At 48.0% G+C, this 22718-nt stretch carries 18 protein-coding genes and 1 pseudogene; 13 read left to right on the top strand and 6 right to left on the bottom strand.

Annotated elements, in window-relative coordinates; genetic code table 11:
* Positions 1 to 214: 214 nt before the first annotated feature.
* A complete protein-coding gene (locus AAZR23_RS10545; RefSeq protein WP_124538035.1) occupies positions 215 to 775 on the top strand; it encodes a recombinase family protein in 561 nt (186 codons plus the stop codon).
* 106 nt (positions 776 to 881) lie between these two features.
* On the opposite strand, the pseudogene AAZR23_RS10540 reads toward AAZR23_RS10545, so the two are convergent.
* Together AAZR23_RS10540 and AAZR23_RS10535 are read right to left on the bottom strand one after the other, a co-directional pair.
* A pseudogene (locus AAZR23_RS10540) lies at positions 882 to 2261 on the bottom strand (ATP-binding cassette domain-containing protein); the annotation flags it as partial.
* Entirely contained in the window at positions 2258 to 3331 is a 1074-nt protein-coding gene (locus tag AAZR23_RS10535; protein ID WP_054425940.1) for an HlyD family secretion protein, read from the bottom strand. The gene AAZR23_RS10535 and the pseudogene AAZR23_RS10540, both read right to left, overlap by 4 nt.
* 837 nt (positions 3332 to 4168) lie before the next feature.
* On the opposite strand from AAZR23_RS10535, the gene AAZR23_RS10530 reads away from it, so the two are divergent.
* From AAZR23_RS10530 to AAZR23_RS10515, 4 genes are all read left to right on the top strand, one after another.
* On the top strand, positions 4169 to 5164 hold the full coding sequence (locus tag AAZR23_RS10530; RefSeq protein WP_434692338.1) for an HlyD family secretion protein: 996 nt from the start codon (positions 4169 to 4171) through the stop codon (positions 5162 to 5164).
* Positions 5165 to 5231: 67 nt separating this feature from the next.
* Positions 5232 to 7427: an ABC transporter permease gene (locus AAZR23_RS10525; RefSeq protein ID WP_434692335.1), complete on the top strand. Its 2196-nt coding sequence runs from the start codon at positions 5232 to 5234 to the stop codon at positions 7425 to 7427.
* Between the two features lie 295 nt (positions 7428 to 7722).
* Positions 7723 to 9042: a 30S ribosomal protein S12 methylthiotransferase RimO gene (gene rimO, locus AAZR23_RS10520; protein ID WP_218426530.1), complete on the top strand. Its 1320-nt coding sequence runs from the start codon at positions 7723 to 7725 to the stop codon at positions 9040 to 9042.
* Complete coding sequence (locus AAZR23_RS10515) at positions 9039 to 10025, top strand: sugar-binding transcriptional regulator (RefSeq protein ID WP_434692331.1); 987 nt, start codon at positions 9039 to 9041, stop codon at positions 10023 to 10025. The genes rimO and AAZR23_RS10515 overlap by 4 nt, the downstream gene beginning before the upstream one ends.
* Before the next feature lie 54 nt (positions 10026 to 10079).
* On the opposite strand, the gene AAZR23_RS10510 is transcribed toward AAZR23_RS10515, so the two are convergent.
* From AAZR23_RS10510 to mtnK, 4 genes are all read right to left on the bottom strand, one after another.
* Positions 10080 to 10436: a hypothetical protein gene (locus tag AAZR23_RS10510; RefSeq protein WP_243846876.1), complete on the bottom strand. Its 357-nt coding sequence runs from the start codon at positions 10434 to 10436 to the stop codon at positions 10080 to 10082.
* Positions 10437 to 10561: 125 nt separating this feature from the next.
* On the bottom strand, positions 10562 to 11209 hold the full coding sequence (locus tag AAZR23_RS10505) for an L-fuculose-phosphate aldolase (protein WP_434692329.1): 648 nt from the start codon (positions 11207 to 11209) through the stop codon (positions 10562 to 10564).
* 2 nt (positions 11210 to 11211) lie between these two features.
* Positions 11212 to 12321 carry an S-methyl-5-thioribose-1-phosphate isomerase gene (gene mtnA, locus AAZR23_RS10500; protein WP_434692327.1) on the bottom strand — a complete coding sequence of 370 codons (1110 nt, stop codon included), beginning with the start codon at positions 12319 to 12321 and terminating at the stop codon, positions 11212 to 11214.
* Positions 12322 to 12345: 24 nt separating this feature from the next.
* The gene (gene mtnK, locus AAZR23_RS10495; protein ID WP_434692324.1) at positions 12346 to 13611 is read right to left on the bottom strand and encodes an S-methyl-5-thioribose kinase; all 1266 of its coding nucleotides are present in this window, start codon (positions 13609 to 13611) and stop codon (positions 12346 to 12348) included.
* A gap of 500 nt (positions 13612 to 14111) precedes the next feature.
* Between mtnK and AAZR23_RS10490 the strand changes: the two genes are divergently transcribed.
* The 8 genes from AAZR23_RS10490 (at position 14112) to AAZR23_RS10455 (ending at position 22706) form a co-directional block, all read left to right on the top strand.
* Positions 14112 to 14330, top strand: coding sequence for a helix-turn-helix domain-containing protein (locus AAZR23_RS10490; RefSeq protein WP_166708376.1), 219 nt, complete (start codon positions 14112 to 14114; stop codon positions 14328 to 14330).
* A 117-nt stretch (positions 14331 to 14447) separates the two neighbouring features.
* Entirely contained in the window at positions 14448 to 15296 is an 849-nt protein-coding gene (locus tag AAZR23_RS10485) for a glycosyltransferase family A protein (RefSeq protein ID WP_166708375.1), read from the top strand.
* Positions 15297 to 16258: 962 nt separating this feature from the next.
* Positions 16259 to 16810: a cytochrome b gene (locus AAZR23_RS10480; RefSeq protein WP_052926902.1), complete on the top strand. Its 552-nt coding sequence runs from the start codon at positions 16259 to 16261 to the stop codon at positions 16808 to 16810.
* A 39-nt stretch (positions 16811 to 16849) separates the two neighbouring features.
* Positions 16850 to 17425, top strand: coding sequence for a YceI family protein (locus AAZR23_RS10475; protein WP_046894548.1), 576 nt, complete (start codon positions 16850 to 16852; stop codon positions 17423 to 17425).
* A gap of 105 nt (positions 17426 to 17530) precedes the next feature.
* Positions 17531 to 18301 (top strand): hypothetical protein, encoded by a 771-nt coding sequence (locus tag AAZR23_RS10470; RefSeq protein WP_434692321.1) that lies wholly within the window; start codon positions 17531 to 17533, stop codon positions 18299 to 18301.
* A 526-nt stretch (positions 18302 to 18827) separates the two neighbouring features.
* Positions 18828 to 20018 (top strand): EmrA/EmrK family multidrug efflux transporter periplasmic adaptor subunit, encoded by a 1191-nt coding sequence (locus AAZR23_RS10465; protein ID WP_434692318.1) that lies wholly within the window; start codon positions 18828 to 18830, stop codon positions 20016 to 20018.
* A gap of 42 nt (positions 20019 to 20060) precedes the next feature.
* Positions 20061 to 21554: a DHA2 family efflux MFS transporter permease subunit gene (locus tag AAZR23_RS10460; protein WP_046894619.1), complete on the top strand. Its 1494-nt coding sequence runs from the start codon at positions 20061 to 20063 to the stop codon at positions 21552 to 21554.
* A gap of 72 nt (positions 21555 to 21626) precedes the next feature.
* Positions 21627 to 22706, top strand: coding sequence for a linear amide C-N hydrolase (locus tag AAZR23_RS10455; protein WP_046894545.1), 1080 nt, complete (start codon positions 21627 to 21629; stop codon positions 22704 to 22706).
* The last annotated feature ends 12 nt before the right edge of the window (positions 22707 to 22718 follow it).

Raw genomic sequence — 22718 nt, 5'->3', positions numbered from 1 at the left:
TCACCTGATACAACCTGAACAGCCGTCGAGTCTTTATTCAGATAATTGCCCGTTGGCTGGAAGTTGTTGTCCACCTCTGTTTTTGAATAACTATAACCGACCTCCTGATACTTTTCCGGTAAACCAACCTTTTAAAATACGTAAATCCCCATAATCAAATAAAGTCTGATAACCTGGTTAAACGGGCTAAACAAGATGAGGATAAAGCTGTTTTATGATTATCGGGTATGCGCGGGTATCAAGTAACCATCAGGACACTGAACTTCAGCTGCAGGCGCTAAAGGCTGCTGGATGTACGCATATTTTTGAAGAAAAGGCGTCAGGCCGTAAGGCTAATCGCCCGGTATTGAAAAAGGTCGTTGATATGCTGGAAGCTGGTGATGAATTGGTGATCTGGAAATTAGACCGCATTGGCCGTAACGTTCTTCATGCGCTCCTGACCTTCCAGAGCCTCGCTGAGCGTCATGTTAATATCAGATCTATTACCGATGGGGTTGACCTTAGCACAGCCAGCGGGCGTTATAATTTCCGGAATATTCTATCTGCGGCGCAGTATGAATCAGACTTGAATAGCGAGAGAACGCTTGCCGGATTAGCAGTTGCAAGGGCTAAAGGGCGTATAGGTGGGCGAAAACCTAAGTTCACTGATGAGCACTGGGAGCTATTTAAACGTGAGATTATGGCCGGTCACTCACATCGTGACGTTTCTGTTAAATATGGCGTGAGCCTTTCTACTTTATACAAACATTATCCAGTTCAAGTTATGAGCGATTAATTTAATCTGCATTCAATTCTGCACTGTGCAAAAAGTCCATTTTTCGGTACTGCCGACAGTGCAAAATTGAGCGCCTATCTGTGCAAAAAATCGCGCCGCGCTACATCACGCCGTCTTTGCGTGATAAATCCACCATCAGATCCCAGAACATATCGCGGGCGATCGGATCAACGCCGGATGTCGGCTCATCGAGGATCAGCATTTCCGGACGGTGAATAACTGCCACGGCCAGCGATAAGCGCTGGCGTATGCCGAGCGGCAGTCCTTCCGGCATGGCATCGGCGACGTCCGTCAGTTTAAAGCGCGTCATCATTTCATCAACGCGCTCATCGATTTCGTTTTCGGGCACATGAAACAGTTTGGCGTGCAGCACCAGGTTTTGTAAGACGGTCAGTTCGCTGTAGAGGGAGAATGCCTGCGACATATAACCGACCCGCATCCGGGTATTCAGATCTTTCGGATCGACCTCCTGACCAAACAGCCACGCTTTCCCTTCCGTGGCCTGCAGAAGCCCGGTGAGCATTTTCATGGTGGTGGACTTCCCGCAGCCGTTGGAGCCGAGGAACCCGAAGATTTCCCCTTTCGGGATGCGGAAACTGACATGATCAACGGCGGTGAAACTGCCGAAGCGCATGGTCAGATCCTGCGCCTCAATGGCAATTTCTTCATTATCCTGTGCTTCGCGCGGCGGGATCACCACCGCTTTGTGGTCTTTGCGTTTTTCTTCCGGCAGCAGGGCGATAAAAGCGGCTTCCAGTTCATCAGTCTGTGTCTGCGCTTTCAGTTCACGGGCGTGCCCCGTCGCCAGTACCTTGCCGTCATCCATCGCAACCAGGTAATCGAAACGCTCCGCCTCTTCCATATAGGCGGTCGCCACCAGCACACTCATATTCTGCTGGCGTTCGCGGATACGGTCGATAAGCTCCCAGAACTGGGCGCGGGAGAGGGGATCAACCCCGGTGGTCGGTTCGTCGAGGATCAGCAGTTCCGGATCGTGGATCAGTGCGCAGCACAGACCGAGCTTCTGTTTCATCCCGCCGGAAAGTTTCCCCGCCGGGCGGTCACGGAACGGAGCAAGTCCGGTACTGGTAAGGAGATCATCAATCCGCAGGCGGCGCTCTTCCTCAGACTGACCAAACAGCCGTCCGAAAAAATCCACGTTTTCAAATACCGACAGGGTGTGATAGAGGTTCTTCCCCAGCCCCTGCGGCATATAGGCAATACGCGGGCAGACGGCGCGGCGGTGTTCTTCTTCGCGGATATCGCCGTCCAGTACAATCACATTACCCTGCTGCACTTTGCGGGCACCGGCGATCAGGGAAATCAGGGTGGATTTCCCGACACCGTCCGGCCCGATCAGCCCCACCATCTGACGGGCGGGGATGTTCAGCGTGATATCATCAAGGGCGCACACATCACCGTAATGATGCGTAACCTGTTCCAGGGTGACGATTGCGGTGTCAGAATGCTGTTTTGATGATGTCATTGAGGTAATTTCACCTCCAGGTCAGACGGCCATTCCTGTTTCGGATCAAGCCGGATATAGGCGCGTCCCGGCAGGCCGGTTTTCACATATTCCAGGTGTTTTTCCAGCAGTTCGGGATCAATACGTGCACGAACGCGGAACATCAGCTTCTGACGTTCATTATCGGTTTCCACGGTTTTCGGGGTAAACTGCGCGACACTGGCGACGTACGAGGTTTTTGCCGGGATCACCAGACCGGGAGCGGCATCAAGGATAATATGCACATCACTGCCGATACCGGCCTGTCCGGCCTGTTCCGTCGGCAGGAAAAAGGTCATATAGACGTCGCTGAGATCGACCATATTCACCACACGGCCACCGGCACCGAGCACTTCCCCCGGTTCGGCAACACGATACTGGACACGGCCGTTGCGCGGCGCTTTCAGCTGACTGTCATCCAGATCGGCTTCAATCCGCCGTTGTGTCGCGAGTGCGGCATCCACTTTTGTCTGTGCCTGGATAATACCGGACTGCGCGGCATCAATGGCGGCAGATGCGGCCGCCACCTGCGCTTTGGCGGCTTCCACCGCTGCACGGGCGCCCTGGACAACCGCCAGGTCATCATCCACCTGCTGAACAGACACCGCATTGGTTCTCACCAGTGCCTGAGAGCGGGCCAGACGCTTCTGTGCGGCGGTCAGTTCTGAGGTGCGCTGGCGCACCATCGCCTCTGCGGCGGCTTTCTCACTTTTGCGCTGCGCCAGTGCCGAGCGTGAGGAGATCACATTGCTGTCCGCCTGGCGGTGCTGCGCCTGTGCTTCACTCAGCTGGGCCTCCAGTGTCCGGGTATCCATCTGTGCCAGCACATCCCCGGCGCGGACAAAGTCCCCCTCTCTGACATTGATGGTACTGATGCGTCCGGCAGTTTTGGTTGAGATATCAATTTCCGTTGCCTCGATCCGTCCGTTGCTCTGCGCGAATCCCTCAGGGAGCCCGGGGCTTTGCAGCATGCGGTACAGATAGCCGCCGGCGGCAAGGACAATGATCAGGATGAGATAAAAAATCCACGTTTTACGTTTTGATTTTTGCATAGATACCGTGATTACCCTTCTTATGGAAAATAATGAGATAAGCACAACAGGAGCACTCCAATATCTGTCCGTAAAAAATAATACTTTTAATTTTTATAACGGTGATATTTAGTGCTGATAAAGAAAGCATAACCGGATCAGCAGGATAAAGCTGCCGCATGTATCACATTCATTGTAAACGGCAGGATACAGCGCCCGGGGGATTGCACGAATTGCACCGGTTTTTTCTCTGTCACCGGGATCTTTTCTGCGGGAGGTTATCCGTCAGGGGGTTGTTTGCTGAAATTTGCCATTTTTCCTCCCTGTAATGACTAATACCGGTGTGATGCAGCCGTGAATACATGCAGGCGGGCTCAGAAAGTTAAGGACAGAAAGTTAAGTACAGAGAGTTAAGTCAGTAAATTATTGCTGAATCAGGACGACATCATTATGTAATAAAATGTAACCCCAAAATTCAAATAATATAATCTGTGACAGATTGGTCTGAGCCGGGATTTCTTATCAGGTAATACCATCATATCTTATAATCTGATTTGAACAGGAAGCAATCATATAGTCAGGAGGTAAAATTACCGGCTTCAGTTCATATTAATTATCTGCCGGTTTTCTGTTTTTTGCATTTATTAACAAATGGTTGCGAATGGAATCAATATGCCGGGTTAGTATTTGATGAGTGTGTTAAAAATATTAAGGTGTTCAATGTGCTGAAGAAACGTATAATGAAGAGGTGTTGTTGCAGTCATAATTGTTTGTTCATTGAAAGAAGAAGATGAAAGAACAGAACATGTTGTTCAGATAATGGAAAGCTAAAGAAAATAGCCTGAGGATGGAAGTAGTATGACGATAAAGAATAAAAAAATAAAGATAACCATACTTATCGTTATAATAATGGTGTTATCTGCCGGATTTATTTTATCTCATTCCTCTGAACATGAGATATTAGAAGGCATTGTTGATACAGATGAAATTAATATCACCAGTAAAGTGACGGCAAGAGTTGATAGTCTGCATGTCAGGGAAGGAGACAGCATCCGTAACGGGCAGGCCTTAGTCAGTTTGTATGACAGACAAACCACCGGGAATGCCCTGCAGGCAAAGGAAGCATTAGCTGCGGCTGTTGCCAGTCAGGAAAAGGCCTATAACGGAGAGCGTTCAGAATATATTGAGTCATTAAAAGCTAACTGGATAAGTGCTCAGGCAGATGAAAAAAACGTAAAGATAACCACGGACCGGGTAGTAAAACTCTATGAGAAGAGTAAAGCTGTCTCTGCCCAGGAACGTGATGATGCCATTGCCAGATATAAAATTGCCGGGCAGAAAACAAATGCTGCCTATGAGCAATATATGCAAGCCAAACGCGGTAACAGGACGGAGGACATTCGCATTGCTGATGCTAATGTAAATGCAGCCAGGGCCGCGTTTGAGTCTGCTGACTCCCTGGTCAGAGAGCTGAGTGTTCATTCAAAAAATGACGGAGAAATTGCCAAACGCTTCGCTAATCAGGGAGAGCTTGTTTCTGCCGGTACACCTATATTCAGTATGATTGATTTAAATAATCTTTGGGTAACCGTCAATTTACGGGAAGATCATTTTAACGCATTAAAAACAGGTGATGTGATTGAAGGAAAGATCCCTGCACTGAAGGATAAAACTGTTAAATTTCAGGTGTTTTTTATTAATCCCAAAGGCAATTTTGCCACATGGAGAGCAACCCGTCAGTCAAGCGGTTATGACGTCAGAACATTTGAAGTACGGTTACATCCGGTGAATAAGACAGAAGGAATGCGCCCGGGCATGTCTGTTATTTTTGATTGGCCAGCCGGTAATGACTAATAAAACCTTAGCGGACTTTTCAGCCTCATTGACAGATGAAATTAATTTCATCTGTCATGATCGATACATGAAAATTTTACTGTTTATTGTGCCGGTATTTTTATTAACTTTTGTCTGCGCTATGTTCAGTTCTGGTGTGCCTGAGAAAATACCGGTAGCACTGGTGGATTACGACCATTCATCATTGAGCCGGGAAATAATCAGGAATATTGATGCATCGAAGAGTATTGAGTTAACAGAAATACCGGAAAATGTTGCCCTCGCTCAACGCCTGATGAAAAGCATGAAAATTTATGCTTTTATAGAGATCCCCCGTGGTGCATCCGGATCAACTATCCGTCAGGATGATAATAAGGTCATAATTCGTTATAACGGACAGTTCAGATCGACAGGTAATGCTGCGTTTATCGGGTTGCAGGCTGCGGTGAATGATGCCTATAGCTCACTCAATAACAGGAAATCATTGGGTGCTGAGCATAAAGGTACGGGCAGCTCAGTGCCAAACATACAAGTAGTCAGTATCAGCAATCCGCAAAATAGTTATGAAAGATTCCTGACGCCAATCGCAGTACCGGTGTTACTGAGTATAGTCCTGAGCAGTGCTGTAATTTGCGCTATCGGACGTTTTTTTGAAGACGGTAAGCTTTGCGCCGGCCGGATTAAAAAAGGCAGAATCTATCTGTCAATTCAGGTTATTTCCCGTTGTCTTCCCTATATAACTATTATTTTTCTGTGGAATTTAATATTTAATGTCTGGCAAACAGTGGGACGGGGCTGGCCGATTTCAGGTAATTCATGGTTATTAATACTGGCGATATTTATGCTGTGTCTTCTCACTGCATCTATCGCCATTATGTTTATTTCAATAACACGAAATGTACTTACAGCATTAAGTATCTCAACGGTATATACCAGTGCTGCATTAACTTACTCTGATGGTACGTTGTCCATTTTGAATGCCAATGGCTGGGCTAAATTCTGGAGTAACTTTCAGCCATTTACTCACTATTACCGCATACAATTAGAGCAGGTCAATCTTGGCAGTGATATCACAACAAGCTTGTACCAGTTTGGTATCCTGTCACTCTATATCATCATACCTTTAACGGTCTCTTTTATACTGGCGGGGAAACGTAAATATAAGCAGCCGGCAACGTTTCAGGAGAATGTAAAGTTTGATGGTATTACACAGAGCTTTATCAGTACTCTCACATCAATAAAAAAATCTCAGCCTATATTTTCAACGGCAATTATGTCATTGATTCTTTATAGTATTTTCTATCCAAGTGCCTATAAGGCACAGATTAACCTCAAACTTCCCGTTGCGGTGGTCGATTTTGATCAATCATCATTGTCACGTAACCTGATCGACAATCTGCAAACTACCCGTGAGATTGATGTTACCCGGGTTGATAGTTCTCTGTCTGATGCATTAAATTCATTGCGCAACAGAAAAGTTTCCGCAGTGATAACTATTGATAACGATTTTAAAAATAATCTTATCAGAGGAGGAGACGCCGGGATCGATGTACACCTGTCAGGCGGTTATATGGCTGTCGCTGCCGATTTGAGAGCGGCAGTGACTAATGCAATAAGCTCTACGACAGATGTGAACAGATTAACACCTGAAGCCGCCAATAATATTATTTCTCTTCCTCTCTATAATCCCACGCTGGGATATGAATCTTTTATTATGCCGCTGGTATTTATTATCATACTTCAGCAAACACTTATTTTTGCCGGTTCTATGCTCATCGCATTACGTAATAGCGTCGGTTTAACCAATATTAATTTATCACAATTTACCGGAACGTTTCTGGGCTTGTTTATAGTTGGTTTTTTCGGGGCAATTTTTGTGTTTGGCTGGGTTTATTACTTACAAGGGTATCCTAATGAAGGCAATATGTTTTTACAGCTTTGGCTGATTGTTCTGTTTTCTGCGGCAGTAAGTTCAATGGCGATGCTGATTGGTAGTTTTCTGGATAATATTAACCGTCCGATGCAGATCCTGTCGGCTACTTCGATGGTTATTTTTTATGCATCAGGTGCCTCGTTCCCTACGTTTAATATGCCCGGCTGGGTTGTAAAAACGATGGAAATCTTTCCATCAAGTACAATGATAAGCGGGTTTACTATGCTGAACTCTCAGGGGGCTGGTATTTATGAGTTGATGCCCGTCATCATAAAAATATCGTTGTTAGCCATTATATTATTTTTACTGGCTATGTATCGTCTGGTTTGGCGGAAATCAAAAGCTGCCTGATATTACATAGTGCTGATATTACATAGTACTGATGATTCAGATAGCTGTTTTTTAATATTACAGCAATTCATCCGGATTATGATAACAATGCCGGGCCCGGATATAATCATTAAAGCTGCGGCTTTATTCTGCTATATATTGATAGGTAAGCAACTCTGATTCCGGGGTAGTTCAGCTCACCGGCTGTTGTTCCGGGGCCGTGATTTTATCTTGCTGACAGGGGGCATCTTACATATGAATAAAGTTTTGGCATCCTGTATACTTCATGCTTTCTCAATTAAAGATTATATAATAAATGGCAAAGATTGGATTTTTATCATTAGGCTGCCCGAAAAACCTGGTAGATTCCGAGCGTATTCTGACTGAATTGCGTACGGATGGTTACCAGATCGTGCCGAGCTATGATGATGCTGATGTAGTGATCGTTAATACCTGCGGTTTTATTGACAGTGCTGTGCAGGAGTCCCTGGAAGCTATCGGCGAGGCACTGGCGGAAAACGGTAAAGTGATCGTAACCGGATGTCTGGGTGCAAAAGAAGACCAGATCCGTGAAGTTCACCCGAAAGTACTGGAAATCACCGGCCCGCACAGTTATGAACAGGTGCTGGCGAGTGTCCGTAAATATGTGCCGAAACCGGCGCATGATCCGTTCACCAGCCTGGTGCCGGAGCAGGGAGTGAAACTTACACCGCGCCATTATGCGTATCTGAAAATTTCAGAAGGCTGTAACCACCGCTGCACATTCTGCATTATCCCGTCCATGCGCGGTGATCTGGACAGCCGCCCGATCGGCGAGGTGCTGGGTGAAGCGCAGCGTCTGGTTGAGGCCGGTGTGAAAGAACTGCTGGTGATCTCCCAGGATACGTCTGCTTATGGTGCGGATATCAAACACCGTACCGGGTTCCGCGACGGCCTGCCGGTGAAAACCAGTATGATCGGTCTGTGTGAGCAGTTATCCCAGCTCGGCGTGTGGGTGCGTCTGCACTATGTGTATCCGTATCCGCATGTGGATGATGTGATCCCGCTGATGGCGGAAGGTAAAATTCTGCCGTATCTGGATATCCCGTTACAGCACGCCAGCCCGCGTATCCTGAAGCTGATGAAGCGTCCGGGTGCCGTTGAGCGCACACTGGAGCGTATCAAACGCTGGCGCGAAATCTGTCCGGAACTGACACTGCGTTCCACCTTTATTGTCGGCTTCCCGGGTGAAACCGAAGAAGACTTTCAGATGCTGCTGGATTTCCTGGCAGAAGCCCGTCTGGATCGCGTGGGCTGCTTTAAATACAGTCCGGTGGAAGGGGCGCATGCCAACGAATTACCGGATCAGGTGCCGGAAGAGATCAAAGAAGAGCGCTATCACCGCTTTATGCAGTTACAGCAGCAGATCTCTGCTGAGCGTCTGGCAGAAAAAGTCGGCCGTACACTGCCGGTGATTATTGATGAGGTTGATGAAGAAGAGGGCGCAGTCGGCCGCAGTATGGCAGATGCACCGGAAATCGACGGTATGGTGTATCTCAACGGCGAATTTGATGTGCAGCCGGGGGATATTGTGATGGTGAACATTGAACATGCCGATGAGTATGATCTCTGGGGCAGTGTGGTGCGCGACGCATGACAAACAGTGACAACCGCCCGGCCGGACGCCTGCTGTTCGGTAATGACCCGGTTTTGCAGGCCGCATGGCTCTATTATCAGTCCGGTCTCAGTCAGACGGAAGTCGCTGATGTAATGGGAATTTCCCGTGTAACCGTCGTGAAATACCTGCAAACAGCCCGGGAAAACGGTGTGGTGCATATCAGCCTGGATATGGCGCGTTACAGCCTCATCGATATGGCGTTGTCACTGAAACAGAAATTTAATCTGACCAATGTGCTGGTGGTGCCGGACAGTCCGGTCGCGGAAGCGGCTGCGGATTCTGCCCGCCGCCGGGAAAATATGGCGCAGGCCGCTGGTGTCTATCTCAGTCAGGTGATTGAGGACGGGGATGTGCTTGGTGTGGCCTGGGGACGGACAATTCACCATATGGCGAAGTGTCTGACACCCAAAGTGATCCGGAATATGACCGTATTGCAGATGCTCGGCTCGGTGCCGTCACAGCCGGATTTCACCACGGTGGAGTCCTCCTCGCTGATTGCCGGTAAGTTCGGCGGCGAGTGTGTGTATCTGCATGTGCCCGCGATTGTCAGTTCTGCGGAACTGGCGGATGCATTGCGCCGTGAGCCTATTATTCAGGCAAATTTTGCCCAGCTTGAACGCTGCACCAAAGCGTTGTTTGTCGCCGGAAATGTCACAGAAGAGAACCCGCTGATCCGCGCCGGGGTGATCACGGCGGAGGAAATGGCCGATTTCCGCCGCAAAGGCGCTGTCGGCGTTATCTGCGGGCGTTTTTACGATCAGGCCGGTGAACCGCTGGATACCCATACGGATGCCCGTATCCTCGGTATCCGGCTGCCGCAGCTGCGTAACATTGCGCGGCGGATTTTTATTGCCACCGGTGAACAAAATATCGCCGCTACCCGCGGAGCGTTGTGCGGCGGTTATGTTTCTGATTTGATTGTTGATCCGCTGATAGCGTCACATTTGCTGTCAGAGAAATAAGTGCAAAAACCGCCGTCCGGCGGTTTTTTTACATGAAAGCATTAATATCCGCTGTTACTGTTTTTCAGCTGCGGCTTTTTCTTCCGGCGTCCGGGTGTCGCCTTTGCCGTTATTCAGCAGCTGAATAGCACAATCCATGTATTTATCCGCACCGGTTTTGATCATGTCATGATTAAAGGCAACGGAAGGTGCACTGTCCTGTAATGCAGTTACATTGATATCACCGTTAAACTGCTTGTTTAAATCCACTTCGCCCTCAATCCTGACATAGTAAGCGATGCCGTCCGGCAGATAGCGGCTGCACTCTTCAATACTTTTTTCGCTGAATGGCGGGGGATTTTTTGTGGCAGCACATCCGGACAGGAGCAGGGCGGCAGAGACAAACGCAGCATAACAAATGACTTTTTTCATAAAAACCTTAAATAACAAATACATTAAGATTTTTATTATATTGCAAATGATTATCATTTAAAATAATTAATTACTCAGGGTGACAAAAAACGATGCATTGCACCGTTTTCTACCGCCGGACATCACTATTTTCCGGTTTTCAGTCCGTAGGTTTTGAATTTCCCCAGCACCCGCTGCATCTCTTCTGCACTCAGCACCGGCACATCCGGTGTGATGGCGCGGACTTTCAGATACAGTGCGGACAATACCTCGGTTTCATGCGCCAGCCACAGCGCCTTCTCCAGGTTAACTTCCATCACCAGCATACCGTGATGCTGCATAATCAGGGCTTTACTGGTTTTAATTCCTTCCGCAACAATATCCGCCAGTTCATGCGTGCCGAAGGTGGCATACGGCACGCAGGGAATGTGATCAGTGCCGGTCACGGCGACCATATAATGGATCGCAGGAATGGATTCATTAAGAATGGATACCGCCGCCGTATTCAGCGCGTGATTATGTACCACTGCGTTCAGCTCAGGACGTGCCTGATAGCAGCTCAGGTGAAAATGCCACTCACTCGACGGGATTTTATCCGCCTCTGCCTGTCCGCTGCTGTCCATGTACACAATACTGTCCGGTGTCAGCTTTTCATAGGGAACACCGCTCGGGGTGATCAGCATACCCTCCTGCCAGCGGGCGCTGACATTACCGGAAGTACCCTGGTTCAGCCCGCTTGCATTCATTTTCCGGCAGGTATCGATAATCTGTTGTGCCAGTTCAGTGCGGGTCATGATTACACCTCATACTCTGACGGCCACATCTCCGGAAACATCGCTTTCAGTCCGGCCGGAGAGGCGTCACAAATACCACGCTCGGTAATAAGCCCGGTAACGTATTCTGCCGGGGTAACATCAAAGGCATAGTTGCCGCAGCGGGTACCCGCCGGTGCCGTATTCACCCAACTGCGGGTGCCTTCCGGCGTGATACCGAAAACGTGTGATTGTTCTTCACCGTTGCGCTGTTCAATCGGGATCTCTTTTACACCGTCCCATACCGTGAAATCGAGGGTCGGTGACGGCAGCGCCACATAAAACGGCACGTTATTGGCTTTGGCCGCCAGTGCTTTCAGGTAAGTGCCGATTTTATTACAGACATCCCCGCGTGCAGTGGTGCGATCAGTGCCGACAATACACATATCCACTTCGCCGTGCTGCATCAGGTGCCCCCCCGCGTTATCGGCAATCAGAGTGTGCGGCACACCGTGCGAGCCCAGTTCAAAGGCGGTCAGTCCGCCCTGGTTACGTGGACGGGTTTCATCCACCCAGACGTGAATATTAATACCTTCATCATAAGCCTGATAAATCGGTGACAGCGCAGTGCCCCAGTCAACGGTGGCCAGCCAGCCGGCATTACAATGGGTCAGGATATTGACCGGTTCGCCCGGTTTCTTGCGGGCGGCAATGTCACGGATGACAGTCAGTCCGTGTTCGCCGATGCGGTGGCAGATTTCCGCATCTTCATCTGCAATTTCGGCGGCAATACGGTAAGCGGCATCACGGCGTTCTGCTGCCGGCAGTGGTGTCAGTGCACCGCAGATTCTGTCCAGCGCCCATTTCAGGTTAATTGCAGTCGGACGGGTGGCAACCAGCACGTCATACGATTTTTGCAGGGCGGCATCACTGCTGTCGCGGCGCATCGCCAGTGCCACACCGTAAGCGGCCACTGCGCCAATCAGCGGCGCGCCGCGTACCCACATATCTTTGATGGCGGTTGCGGCTTCCTCCATCGTTGTCAGTGTGATGATACTGACTTCAAACGGCAGTTTTGTCTGATCAAAAATACAGACGTGAATGTCATTGTCTGCCAGCCAGACGGAACGGTAATGTTTCCCGTGAATTTTCATTATAACCTCGTGTGCAGGTGATGCTTAACAGTAAGCAAGAAAGGCTTCAACATCCTCAAAACTGTGGTAATGGCGGGCGTTAACAATCAGCTCCCGTGCCAGTTTCAGTGCTCTGCGCTCAAGTGCCGCGCGTTTGTCCGCATCAGCAATGGTTTTGAAATCAGCGACACCGGCAAACCCGAGCAGGCGGCGGTTGATCTCCAGTCCGGCGTTGACCAGGGTGTCCTGAAACAGCTCTGCGAAGAAACTGTCCTGTGCGGCTTTCAGGAATTTGTCATCAAACATGCCGTCCTGATACAGCTCGCGCGGCCAGGCATCGCCCTGTGATTTTTCTGTCCACAGACGACGGAATTCAGTCTCAAAGATGTCCCGGGTCTGTCTTATCTGTGATAACAGCCATTGCTGATAGCGTGTGGTTTCCTCTTCGGTTTCCCGGTGTCCGGGCTGAGAGAACCAGGCCATATATAAGTTGCCGGTATAGTTGCCGGTATCAAAGGCCATCGGCCCCATAAAGCTGAATTCAGGATCAATGACCTGAACAGAATCAGTACCGACCATGACAGAACCCGAATGTAAGTCCCCGTGCAGCAGTGCCTGCGCCTGAGTCATAAACTTGTATTTATAGCGCATCGCGACCTGCACCATTTCCCTGTCCAGCATCACGGCTTTTGCATCACGATCGAGCTGGGGGGAGGTGTGATTATTACGCGGTGCCGGAAAATAAGGCTCGGTAAAAATCAGATCTTCGGTGATTTTGCATAATTCATGGTTGGCGGAGAACTGGGCGGTCAGTGCTTTCTTTTCCTGTGCCGCCATACCGATATCTGAGGTATGAAACAGTGTCCGTGCCATAAACAGACCGATTTTTTCTGCCAGCTGAGGAACATATTCACCGGCAATCAGCGCCTTGCGCAGAATGATATGGTCAGCGAGATATTCCATCGCAAACAGTGCCATGCTTTCATCATAGAAATAGACGTCCGGTACACAGTCCGGCGCGAAACGCTTTTCCTGTGACAGCGCATGATATTCGAAATAATTGCGCTGCAAAGAGAGTTTCCAGGATTCACCGGCTGCACGGACGTACGGCAGGGATTGTTTCACCACCAGGGCTCTCTCACTGCCTCTGACAATAAATACCAGATTGAGATTACCGTCACCGATTTCCTCAATCTGCCAGGATTCCGGCACGCCTCCGGGCAGCAGTTCACCGGGTAAATGTGAGGACAGGTAAGCAGGAAGTGTGTCACAGGTTTGCGGGGTATATCCGGCAGGGGATTGTTGCATCATAAGATAACCTCAGAAACAGAGATAAGTGGCTACATATGTAAATTATAGCTATACATATGTATTTTTTCTGTGATGTAACTAACACATAACCCGGAGCGGCATTTCTTAAGCGAGTGATAAGGTATAAATGTAAATATATCTTAAGTATTCTTACGAAATTATTTCTATTAAATATCAGGATATATGATTAATAAATATTAAACAGTCTGTTTTTTCAGCGAAATTTTATAATCGTATTAAGACTGTTTGTTATATTAAGTGTGATCGGATAGGTATTATTACATCAAATAGGATTATTGATATTGCAAACAATGTGCCTATAAGGTTAAATCCTGATCTCGAAATAAAAGATGCCTTTTTCGCATAATTTTTATATTTTTATATTTTTGTTTTTCATGTGGTTATGTTTTTATTTAGCCGCAGATTAGCATGTGAATGGCAAGCTTTTAAAAATGGATTTTTTTGTTATTACGTGGTCAATATAAGTGAAGGAGAATCTTATGGAGACGGAATCTATATATTCCTGTGTAGGAAGTCGTATTAAAGAAAAGCGAAAATACTTAGGGTTAAGTGTTGTTCGTTTAGCGGAAGATATGGGAATAACACAGCAGCAGTTTAACCGTTATGAACGGGGAACCAGTCGCATTAGTATACATTATCTGATGTATCTGGCTGATATGTTCCATGTTCCGGTGGATTACTTTTTCGGTAAGGAATAGTTTCTGTCTGCTGAGTAGTGACAGTGTACCCCCTGTATGTGAGAATAGCCGGCAATTAACATCGCACTGGTTGCTAATTGCCGGTCGGTCATTTGTGCTAGCAGGGTTACAGGTATTATGTCACGCGAATTCTTCCGAAAAGTTGCGGATAAGCAACATATAAAACTTACTTACATCACTCATTTCTATTGTAATCAGCAAGATATCTCTGAAGTCGTCAATTTACTTCGTGAATATGAGACTATGCCGGCATCTGTGCTGGATTATGTTCAGTTCGTGATTGTTGATGATTGCTCCCCGCTCGAATATGAAATTCCTGAGTTTAATTTAAATCTGACGTGGTTACGGATCACGACCGATATTCCGTGGAATCAGGGCGGTTCCCGTAATCTGGGAGTGACATATGCGGCGTCAGATAAAATTCTGATGACCGATCTGGATCATGTCCTGCCGGTATCTACTTTTACTTATCTGATTAATGCGGCGAATCCCGGGCGGACATTCTATAAACTCTACCGCCTGGACGAGCAGGACAATATCCGCAAAGGGCATTCCAATCTGTTCTTTATGTCCCGTGCCCGTTTTTTCCGCTTTTACGGTTATGATGAAGAATTTTGCGGCCATTACGGCGCAGAAGATTACCGCTTTGTGAAATTGCAGAAATACCACGGGTCCCGCCAGCGTTATCTGCCGAAATCGGTGTATGCCAGGGAGCGGATTGTGGATCGTCAGAAGTCCTACCATACTCTGGACAGAAGTCTGGAATACAACACGCCGGTTGATAAGCGCAAGCATGAGGAAGTCTGCACATACGGTGCAGAAGCCGGACACTCCCGGTTATTCCTTGATTTCGAATGGAAAATTATGCGTTCTGTCTGCCGTCAATCACCGGTGGTCCGTGAGAAAAACCCCGGCTGGAAAGCCCGCTGGTGGTTGCGCTGGTTATTTGCGCCGCTGGCAAAATAAAGCAGCATAAAAAAAGCGCCCATCGGGCGCTTAATATTGCTGACAAAGCAGGATAAAACGTAGTTTTTCCTGCTTTGTGTTATCAGCCGAAAATCAATAAATTGATTTTCCCGGTTTATTTTTACAACCTCTGCCGGTCGTCACCAATCCCTGCGGGCTTGTTAACGGCCTGAAGCGCCCATCGGGCGCTTCTTTGTATCTGTCTGATTTATCAGAATGCTTTGCTGTTTTTAGCAATAATAGCAGCAGCGCGGGTCAGATAAGAAAAGAAAGTTTTGATGCTTTTCATAATAAACTCCTGCTTTTGAGTCAGTGGATAAGCCTGTTTGGCTTTGATGGCGCTACTATACCATTTATGTGACGTATGTCAAATTTTATATAAAATTAATTTTAATTACTTAAAATAAAGTTTGGGTGACGCGGCGGGGCGCAAAGTCAGATTATTTGCAGGCATAAAAAAAGCGCCCGATGGGCGCTTTTTCTGTATCTGTCTGATTTATCAGAATGCTTTGCTGTATTTTGCAATGATAGCAGCAGCACGGGTCAGATTTGAGAAGAAAGTTTTGATACTTTTCATAATGAACTCCTGCTTTTGAATTAGGTTGGTAAGCTGTTTTGCTTCGATGGGTGTATCATAGCATTTGTGTGATGTTCGTCAACTTTTTTATCAACAATATTTTTAAATATTAAAATTATTTTTTGTAGCTATCCGTCGTATCCCTGTTTTTCCTGTATTTTGGTTATAAGTCAGACTGAACCTGTCTTACAAAATTCCGCCATATAAGATTTTTCCGGTTTAATATTTCTTTTATTTATGAAAATAACAGTCAAATTAGTAACTTAATGATTAATTTTGACTGACTTAAACAAAATATTTGTCCGATATTGACAGGAAAATTCACGTAAAGTATCCCACTGTTACTGAAATGTTATCCGTATGGAACAGGAAAGGGTATTTATCAATGCAATGGAAAAATAGTGCACAACGGTACGGACATCTTTCCGTTCTGCTTCACTGGGGTGTGGCGCTCACCGTTTACGGAATGTTCGCTCTGGGGCTGTGGATGGTTTCGCTGGGTTATTATGATGTCTGGTATCACCGCGCACCGGAGATCCACAAAAGCATCGGAGTCCTGCTGTTTATTGTGCTGGCTGTCCGCATGATCTGGCGCTGGATCTCGCCGCCGCCGCCGGCATTATCCACTTACAGCCGGTTTACCCGCATCAGCGCAACACTGGCGCACTGGCTGCTGTACGGTATTTTGTTTGCCATTCTGCTCACCGGCTATTTTATTTCAACGGCAAATGGTCAGGCGGTATCGGTTTTCGGCTGGTTTGATGTTCCGGCCTCGCTGACAGACGGGGCAGGGCAGGCGGACACCGCCGGAACGGTACATTTGTATCTTGCCTGGGCGGTTGTTGTGTTATCGGCGCTGCACGCGCTGGCTGCACTTAAACACCATTTTTTTGATAAAGACGCCACATTAAAACGCATGCTGGGCATGAAACCCTGAACAGGGCGCCCGTAATTTTATTATGACGGAGTAAATACAATGCTGAAGAAAGCACTGGTTGGTTTAAGCGCAGGTATGATGCTGCTGGGTTCAGGTGCGGCAATGGCCGACACCTATAAAATAGATAAAGAAGGACAGCACGCATTTGTGCAGTTCCGTATTCAGCACCTGGGTTACAGCTGGCTGTACGGGACATTTAAAGATTTTGACGGTACGTTCACCTTTGATAAAGCCGATCCGGCAAAAGATAAAGTGGATGTCACTATCAAAACCGGCAGCCTGGATACCAACCACGCTGAGCGTGATAAACATCTGCGCGGCGGTGAATTCCTGAATACAGACAAAAATCCGGAAGCGAAATTCGTTTCCACGAAAGTGGAAAAGAAAGGTGATGACTTTATTATCACCGGTGATCTGACCCTGAACGGTGTGACTAATCCGGTAACACTGGATGCAAAACTGACCGGTGAAGGCAAAGATCCGTGGGGCGGTTACCGCGCCGGTTTTGAAGCCACCGGGAAAGTATCTCTGAAAAGCTTTAATATCAAAGCGGATCTGGGACCTAAATCACAGGATGCTGAACTGATTATTTCTGTTGAAGGCGTAAAAATCTGATTATTTTTACGGACTGAGCAATTATCTGAGGCCTGCAATAGCAGGCCTTATTAATTTATGTCACTATCTTTCTCAGTGATAACTCAGCGTATCAGAGGAAAGTGCGTGAATAAAAAACTCAGCTTATTGTTAGTTCTTATTGTTGCCGTGGTATTTACCGGTGCCGGTTATTATATGGGCACACGGGATGATGTTGTTTCGGTTACTGCTGTCAGTGAAGACGGCATGAATACACAAGCATCACTTGAAGCCGAAATGATGTCAGAGTCCATGCGGTTTATTGAAGTGGTCGGTAAAATTTCCCCGGAAAAATATAAGGATATAAAACAGAAAATGGGAAATTACGGCACCATGACCAGCGGAGAGAAAGTGGAATGGATGAATGATATTGCCGGGCTGACGGCCGTATTATTAGTTGACCGGATACCGTATGCTTCTGATGATGCGCTGAATGCCTTTGCCGCCGCGGTAAAAGAGCAGGCAGAAGGATATCTGGTAAAAGATCCGTCCGGACAGCAGTGCTTTAATAACTTTTTTCCCGGACTGAAAAAGTTCCCGCAGAATAAATCTCAGTTTATCTATAATGAAGCCGATATCCGGATGCTGAAAACGGTGAATCTGATCCTGACATCATCACTGGAAAACCGGAATACCGGTGACGTTCCTGCTGATGAAGCGTATCAGGTATTAGGGAATATTTATCAGAAACTGACAGAAAAATACGGCGATAAAACAGAACTGTTAACCAACCTGAATGAAGGGGCTAAAGATCCGGTAACGACCTGCCACCTTGTCGGGGATTTTTATGATTACTTTATGCAGGAACCGAATAAAGCAGCGAGTGCAGAAGCATTACGTCTGATTTTATCTCAGTAAACATCAAAGCAAGCCGTTCAATAACCGCAGAATAATCTGTTTTGCGGTTTTTTTGTTTCTGCCGGCAGAGCAGCATAACCGTAAATGTGCAAATCGTGCTGTTTTCAGTATCCCGGTAAAAAATAAACAAATGTCAGTAAAACACGATACTTTGTTTAAGAATCCGGAAATATAAACAGAAAATACTCTGATACCCGAAAATGAACACGAAGGTCGAATAATCAGAGGTTTTTTTCTGTTATCTGCTTTTGTGTATTCCGGGACTGTTGCAGAATGAGAAAAAATAAATATCAAAACCGGCAGGGGATATTACTTTAATACCCGTCAATTTCATTATATTAACTTGTTATTAGTCATAAACTGATGGCCTGGTTACATTTTTTGTTGTGTTCAGCAGATGTTTTGCTTCTGTTTATATTGTTTTCGGTTTTACCCTGTAATATTCCACTTACCGTTACTTTTATAGTGATTCAGGCTATTCTGTGCGCAATATTTTTCGGATTAACTTTATTACCGGGGTATTTTGATGGACAACACATCAGAGCAGTCTTCTGCTGCCCAGCCTTCTGACAAAAAAACATCGTCATCCAATCCTGTCAAACGGAAAATCTGGCTTGCGGGAACCTCCTTACTCTTTATTGTGCTGCTGGCCGGTTATTTGATTTACTGGCTGATGGTACTGCGTTATCAGGAATATACCGATGATGCCTACGTCGTGGGGCTTCAGGTGCCGGTCGTGGCACAAACCACCGGTAATGTGACGCAGGTGAATTTTGAGAATACCGATCTGGTGCGTGCCGGTGATGTGCTGGTGGTGCTGGATAAAACCAATGCTGAACTGGCTTACGCACAGGCGCGCCATGACCTGGCGGCAACCGTGCGCCAGACTCAGGAGCTCTATTTTAACCGCGATCAGCTCAGTGCGGTCATCGCACAGAAAAAAGTGATGCTGAATCAGGCGCAGAGTGACTATGCCCGCCGCAGCGTGTTAGGACAGCGGGGAACTATCTCCAAAGAAGACTTACAGCACTCACGTGAAGCCGTTGAAGAGGCTCAGGCATCCCTGAATGCGTCTGTTCAGCAACTGAATGCCACCAAAGCATTACTGAAAACCACGGCGCTGGCTGATCAGCCTGCCGTATTACAGGCTGCGGATAAAGTCCGTGATGCCTGGATTAACTTACAGCGTACAGAAATCCGCAGTCCGTTTACCGGTTATGTCTCCCGCCGTAATGTGCAGGTCGGGGCTCAGGTCAGCCCGAACGCCTCTCTGATGGCGATTGTGCCGGTCGAGCCGGTCTGGATAGATGCCAATTTTAAGGAAACACAGCTCAGCGGTGTGCGGATCGGACAACCGGTCACGATCACCAGTGATTTTTACGGTGATAAAGTTATCTTTAACGGTACGGTGGCCGGGCTGGATATGGGCACCGGCAGTGCTTTCTCCCTGCTGCCTGCGCAAAATGCCACCGGTAACTGGATCAAAGTGGTGCAGCGTCTGCCGGTCAGAGTTGAGCTGGACCCGCAGCAGGTTGCCAGATATCCGCTGCGTATCGGCTTGTCGATGAACGTGACTATCGAAACCAAAAACAGCGATGGTCCGGTACTGGCTAATGTTCAGCGTGATACGCCGGCCTTTAAGAGTGATGTGCTGATCCCGGATCTGGCTCCGGTCAATGCGGTGATTACGCAAATCATTACCGATAACGCCAGTTAATCAGCGCGGGGCTTTATTGTGGCTAATCAACCGTTAACCGGCATGAAACTGGTCTGGGCGACCATCGCGCTGTCGATGGCCACCTTTATGCAGGTGCTGGACTCCACCATTGCCAACGTGGCGATCCCGACCATTTCCGGCAATCTCGGTGCCTCTGTCTCACAGGGTACCTGGGTTATTACCTCGTTCGGGGTATCCAACGCGATTTCCATTGCCATCACCGGCTTTCTGGCAAAACGCTTCGGGGAAGTACGGGTCTTTATCTGGTCCACCGGGCTGTTTACCCTGACTTCACTGATGTGCGGATTGTCAGACAGCCTGGAAATGCTGATTTTCTTCCGCGTGTTACAGGGCGGGGTGGCAGGGCCGATAATTCCGCTCTCGCAGAGCCTGCTGCTGAAAAGCTACCCGCCAGCCAAACAGAATACCGCTCTGGCACTCTGGTCGATGACTATCATTCTGGCACCGGTATTCGGGCCGATTATGGGCGGTTATATCAGTGATAACTTTCACTGGGGCTGGATTTTCTTTATCAACGTCCCTATCGGGATTGTGGTGGTGATTGCCAGTATGATGCTGCTGCGCGGTATGGAATCCAAAGTGACAAAGGTTCCGCTCAATGTGATTGGCTTGTCGCTGCTGGTGGTCGGGATCGGTTGTCTGCAGATCCTGCTGGATAAAGGGAAAGATCTCGGCTGGCTGGAGTCAGATGAAATTGTCGCACTGGCCATTATTGCCACTATTGCGCTGGTCTTCCTGGTGATTTGGGAACTGACGGATAAAAATCCGATCGTGGAGCTGTCGCTGTTTAAGTCGCGTAACTTTACTATCGGCACATTGTCAGTCAGCCTGGCGTATATGGTCTATTTCGGCGCGATTGTGCTGTTGCCGCAGTTGCTTCAGGAGGTCTACGGCTATACCGCGGAATGGGCGGGGCTGGCGCTGGCGCCTATCGGACTGGTGCCGATACTGATCTCCGCGTTTGTCGGTAAGCTTTCCAATGTGGTGGATTTGCGCTGGATTGTAACCTTTAGTTTCATGGTGTATGCCGTCTGCTTTTACTGGCGCGCCTATACTTTTGAGCCGCAGATGGGATTCTACGCCTCTGTCTGGCCGCAGCTGGTTCAGGGGTTCGCAGTGGCCTGCTTCTTTATGCCGCTGACCACCATCACGCTTTCCGGCCTGCCGCCGGAGAAACTGGCCTCCGCTTCTGCGCTGGCTAACTTCTTCCGGACACTGGCGGGATCGGTCGGTACATCGATCACCACAACACTGTGGAGCCGTCGTGAATCGTTACATCATTCTCAGCTGACGGAGTCCGTCACCGCGTATAATCCGGAATCGGTACAGATGTATCAGGAGATGGCGCAGCACGGGTTATCACAGGCGCAGACCTCCGCTTATCTGGCGAAGGAGATCACCGCCCAGGGACTGATTATCAGTGCCAATGAAATTTTCTGGCTCTCAGGCGGTATTTTTATCGGATTGATTGTTCTTGTCTGGTTTGCCCGGCCGCCGTTTGCCACAAAATCCTGATAAGCGCTACAGTTATATGGAAATGTAACCGGCAGGCTGCCGGTTACCGGACGCAATGAAAAGGGGTTTTTCATGACATTTAAACGAATTGTGCTTGCCGGGGCGGTCGCGTCGGCCACATTACTGGCCGCACAGATTGCTTCTGCCTGCACCCGTCTGGTGTATCTCGGCGATGATTCACAGGTGATCACCGCCCGGTCAATGGACTGGAAAAGTGATGTCGGCACCAATTTATGGATCTTCCCGCAGGGGATGGAACGTGATGGCGCCGCCGGGCCAAATTCCGTGAAATGGGTGTCAAAATACGGCAGTGTGGTGGCATCCGGTTATGATGTTTCCACGACAGACGGGATTAATGAAAAGGGATTGTCCGCAAACCTGTTGTGGCTGGTGGAATCTGTTTATCCGACACCGGAAAATAATAAACCCACCCTGAGCATTTCAGCCTGGGCACAGTATGTGCTGGATAACTACGCGACAGTTGAAGAGGCCGTTACCGCTCTGGAAAAAGAGCCGTTCGCGGTGATTACAGACAAAGTTCCGGGCGAAGAGCGCCTGGCAACACTGCACCTGTCGTTATCAGATGCTTCCGGTGACAGTGCTATCATTGAATATATTGATGGCAAGCAGGTGATTCATCACAGCCGAAAATATCAGGTAATGACCAACTCCCCGGTCTTCAGTGAACAACTGGCACTGGACAGCTACTGGCAGCAAATCAACGGCACCGTGATGCTGCCGGGCACTAACCGTTCAGCAGACCGTTTTGCACGTGGTTCTTTCTATATCAACGCCATTCCGAAAGCGACCTCGCCGAATAAAGCGGTTGCTTCTGTTTTCAGCGTGATCCGCAATGTGTCTGTGCCGTTCGGGCTGAATACCGAAGAGGAGCCGAATATCTCCTCCACCCGCTGGCGCACAGTTGCTGATCACAAACGTCAGATTTATTTCTTTGAATCAGCACTGACACCGAATATCTTCTGGGTTGACCTGAAGAAAGTGGATTTCAGCAAAGAAAACGGCAAAGTGAAGAAACTCGATTTGGGGCCGGAACAGCAAAATATTTATTCCGGTGATGTGGCCAATGATTTCACCGATGCCAAACCTTTCGTGTTCCAGGGAATAAACGAAGCTATCGCCCGTCAGAAATAAAAATCGTTTACG

The organism is Morganella sp. Je.2.23 (assembly GCF_051129855.1).
GTDB lineage: Bacteria > Pseudomonadota > Gammaproteobacteria > Enterobacterales > Enterobacteriaceae > Morganella > Morganella sibonii.
This window is presented reverse-complemented; position numbering and strand designations above follow the sequence as displayed.

Bases quoted from the DNA above. Each gene is read 5' to 3' on its own strand.
- AAZR23_RS10545 (WP_124538035.1), top strand. From the start codon at position 215: ATGATTATCGGGTATGCGCGGGTATCAAGTAACCATCAGGACACTGAA.
- AAZR23_RS10535 (WP_054425940.1), bottom strand. From the start codon at position 3,331: ATGCAAAAATCAAAACGTAAAACGTGGATTTTTTATCTCATCCTGATC.
- AAZR23_RS10530 (WP_434692338.1), top strand. From the start codon at position 4,169: ATGACGATAAAGAATAAAAAAATAAAGATAACCATACTTATCGTTATA.
- AAZR23_RS10525 (WP_434692335.1), top strand. From the start codon at position 5,232: ATGAAAATTTTACTGTTTATTGTGCCGGTATTTTTATTAACTTTTGTC.
- rimO (WP_218426530.1), top strand. From the start codon at position 7,723: ATGGCAAAGATTGGATTTTTATCATTAGGCTGCCCGAAAAACCTGGTA.
- AAZR23_RS10515 (WP_434692331.1), top strand. From the start codon at position 9,039: ATGACAAACAGTGACAACCGCCCGGCCGGACGCCTGCTGTTCGGTAAT.
- AAZR23_RS10510 (WP_243846876.1), bottom strand. From the start codon at position 10,436: ATGAAAAAAGTCATTTGTTATGCTGCGTTTGTCTCTGCCGCCCTGCTC.
- AAZR23_RS10505 (WP_434692329.1), bottom strand. From the start codon at position 11,209: ATGACCCGCACTGAACTGGCACAACAGATTATCGATACCTGCCGGAAA.
- mtnA (WP_434692327.1), bottom strand. From the start codon at position 12,321: ATGAAAATTCACGGGAAACATTACCGTTCCGTCTGGCTGGCAGACAAT.
- mtnK (WP_434692324.1), bottom strand. From the start codon at position 13,611: ATGATGCAACAATCCCCTGCCGGATATACCCCGCAAACCTGTGACACA.
- AAZR23_RS10490 (WP_166708376.1), top strand. From the start codon at position 14,112: ATGGAGACGGAATCTATATATTCCTGTGTAGGAAGTCGTATTAAAGAA.
- AAZR23_RS10485 (WP_166708375.1), top strand. From the start codon at position 14,448: ATGTCACGCGAATTCTTCCGAAAAGTTGCGGATAAGCAACATATAAAA.
- AAZR23_RS10480 (WP_052926902.1), top strand. From the start codon at position 16,259: ATGCAATGGAAAAATAGTGCACAACGGTACGGACATCTTTCCGTTCTG.
- AAZR23_RS10475 (WP_046894548.1), top strand. From the start codon at position 16,850: ATGCTGAAGAAAGCACTGGTTGGTTTAAGCGCAGGTATGATGCTGCTG.
- AAZR23_RS10465 (WP_434692318.1), top strand. From the start codon at position 18,828: ATGGACAACACATCAGAGCAGTCTTCTGCTGCCCAGCCTTCTGACAAA.
- AAZR23_RS10460 (WP_046894619.1), top strand. From the start codon at position 20,061: ATGAAACTGGTCTGGGCGACCATCGCGCTGTCGATGGCCACCTTTATG.
- AAZR23_RS10455 (WP_046894545.1), top strand. From the start codon at position 21,627: ATGACATTTAAACGAATTGTGCTTGCCGGGGCGGTCGCGTCGGCCACA.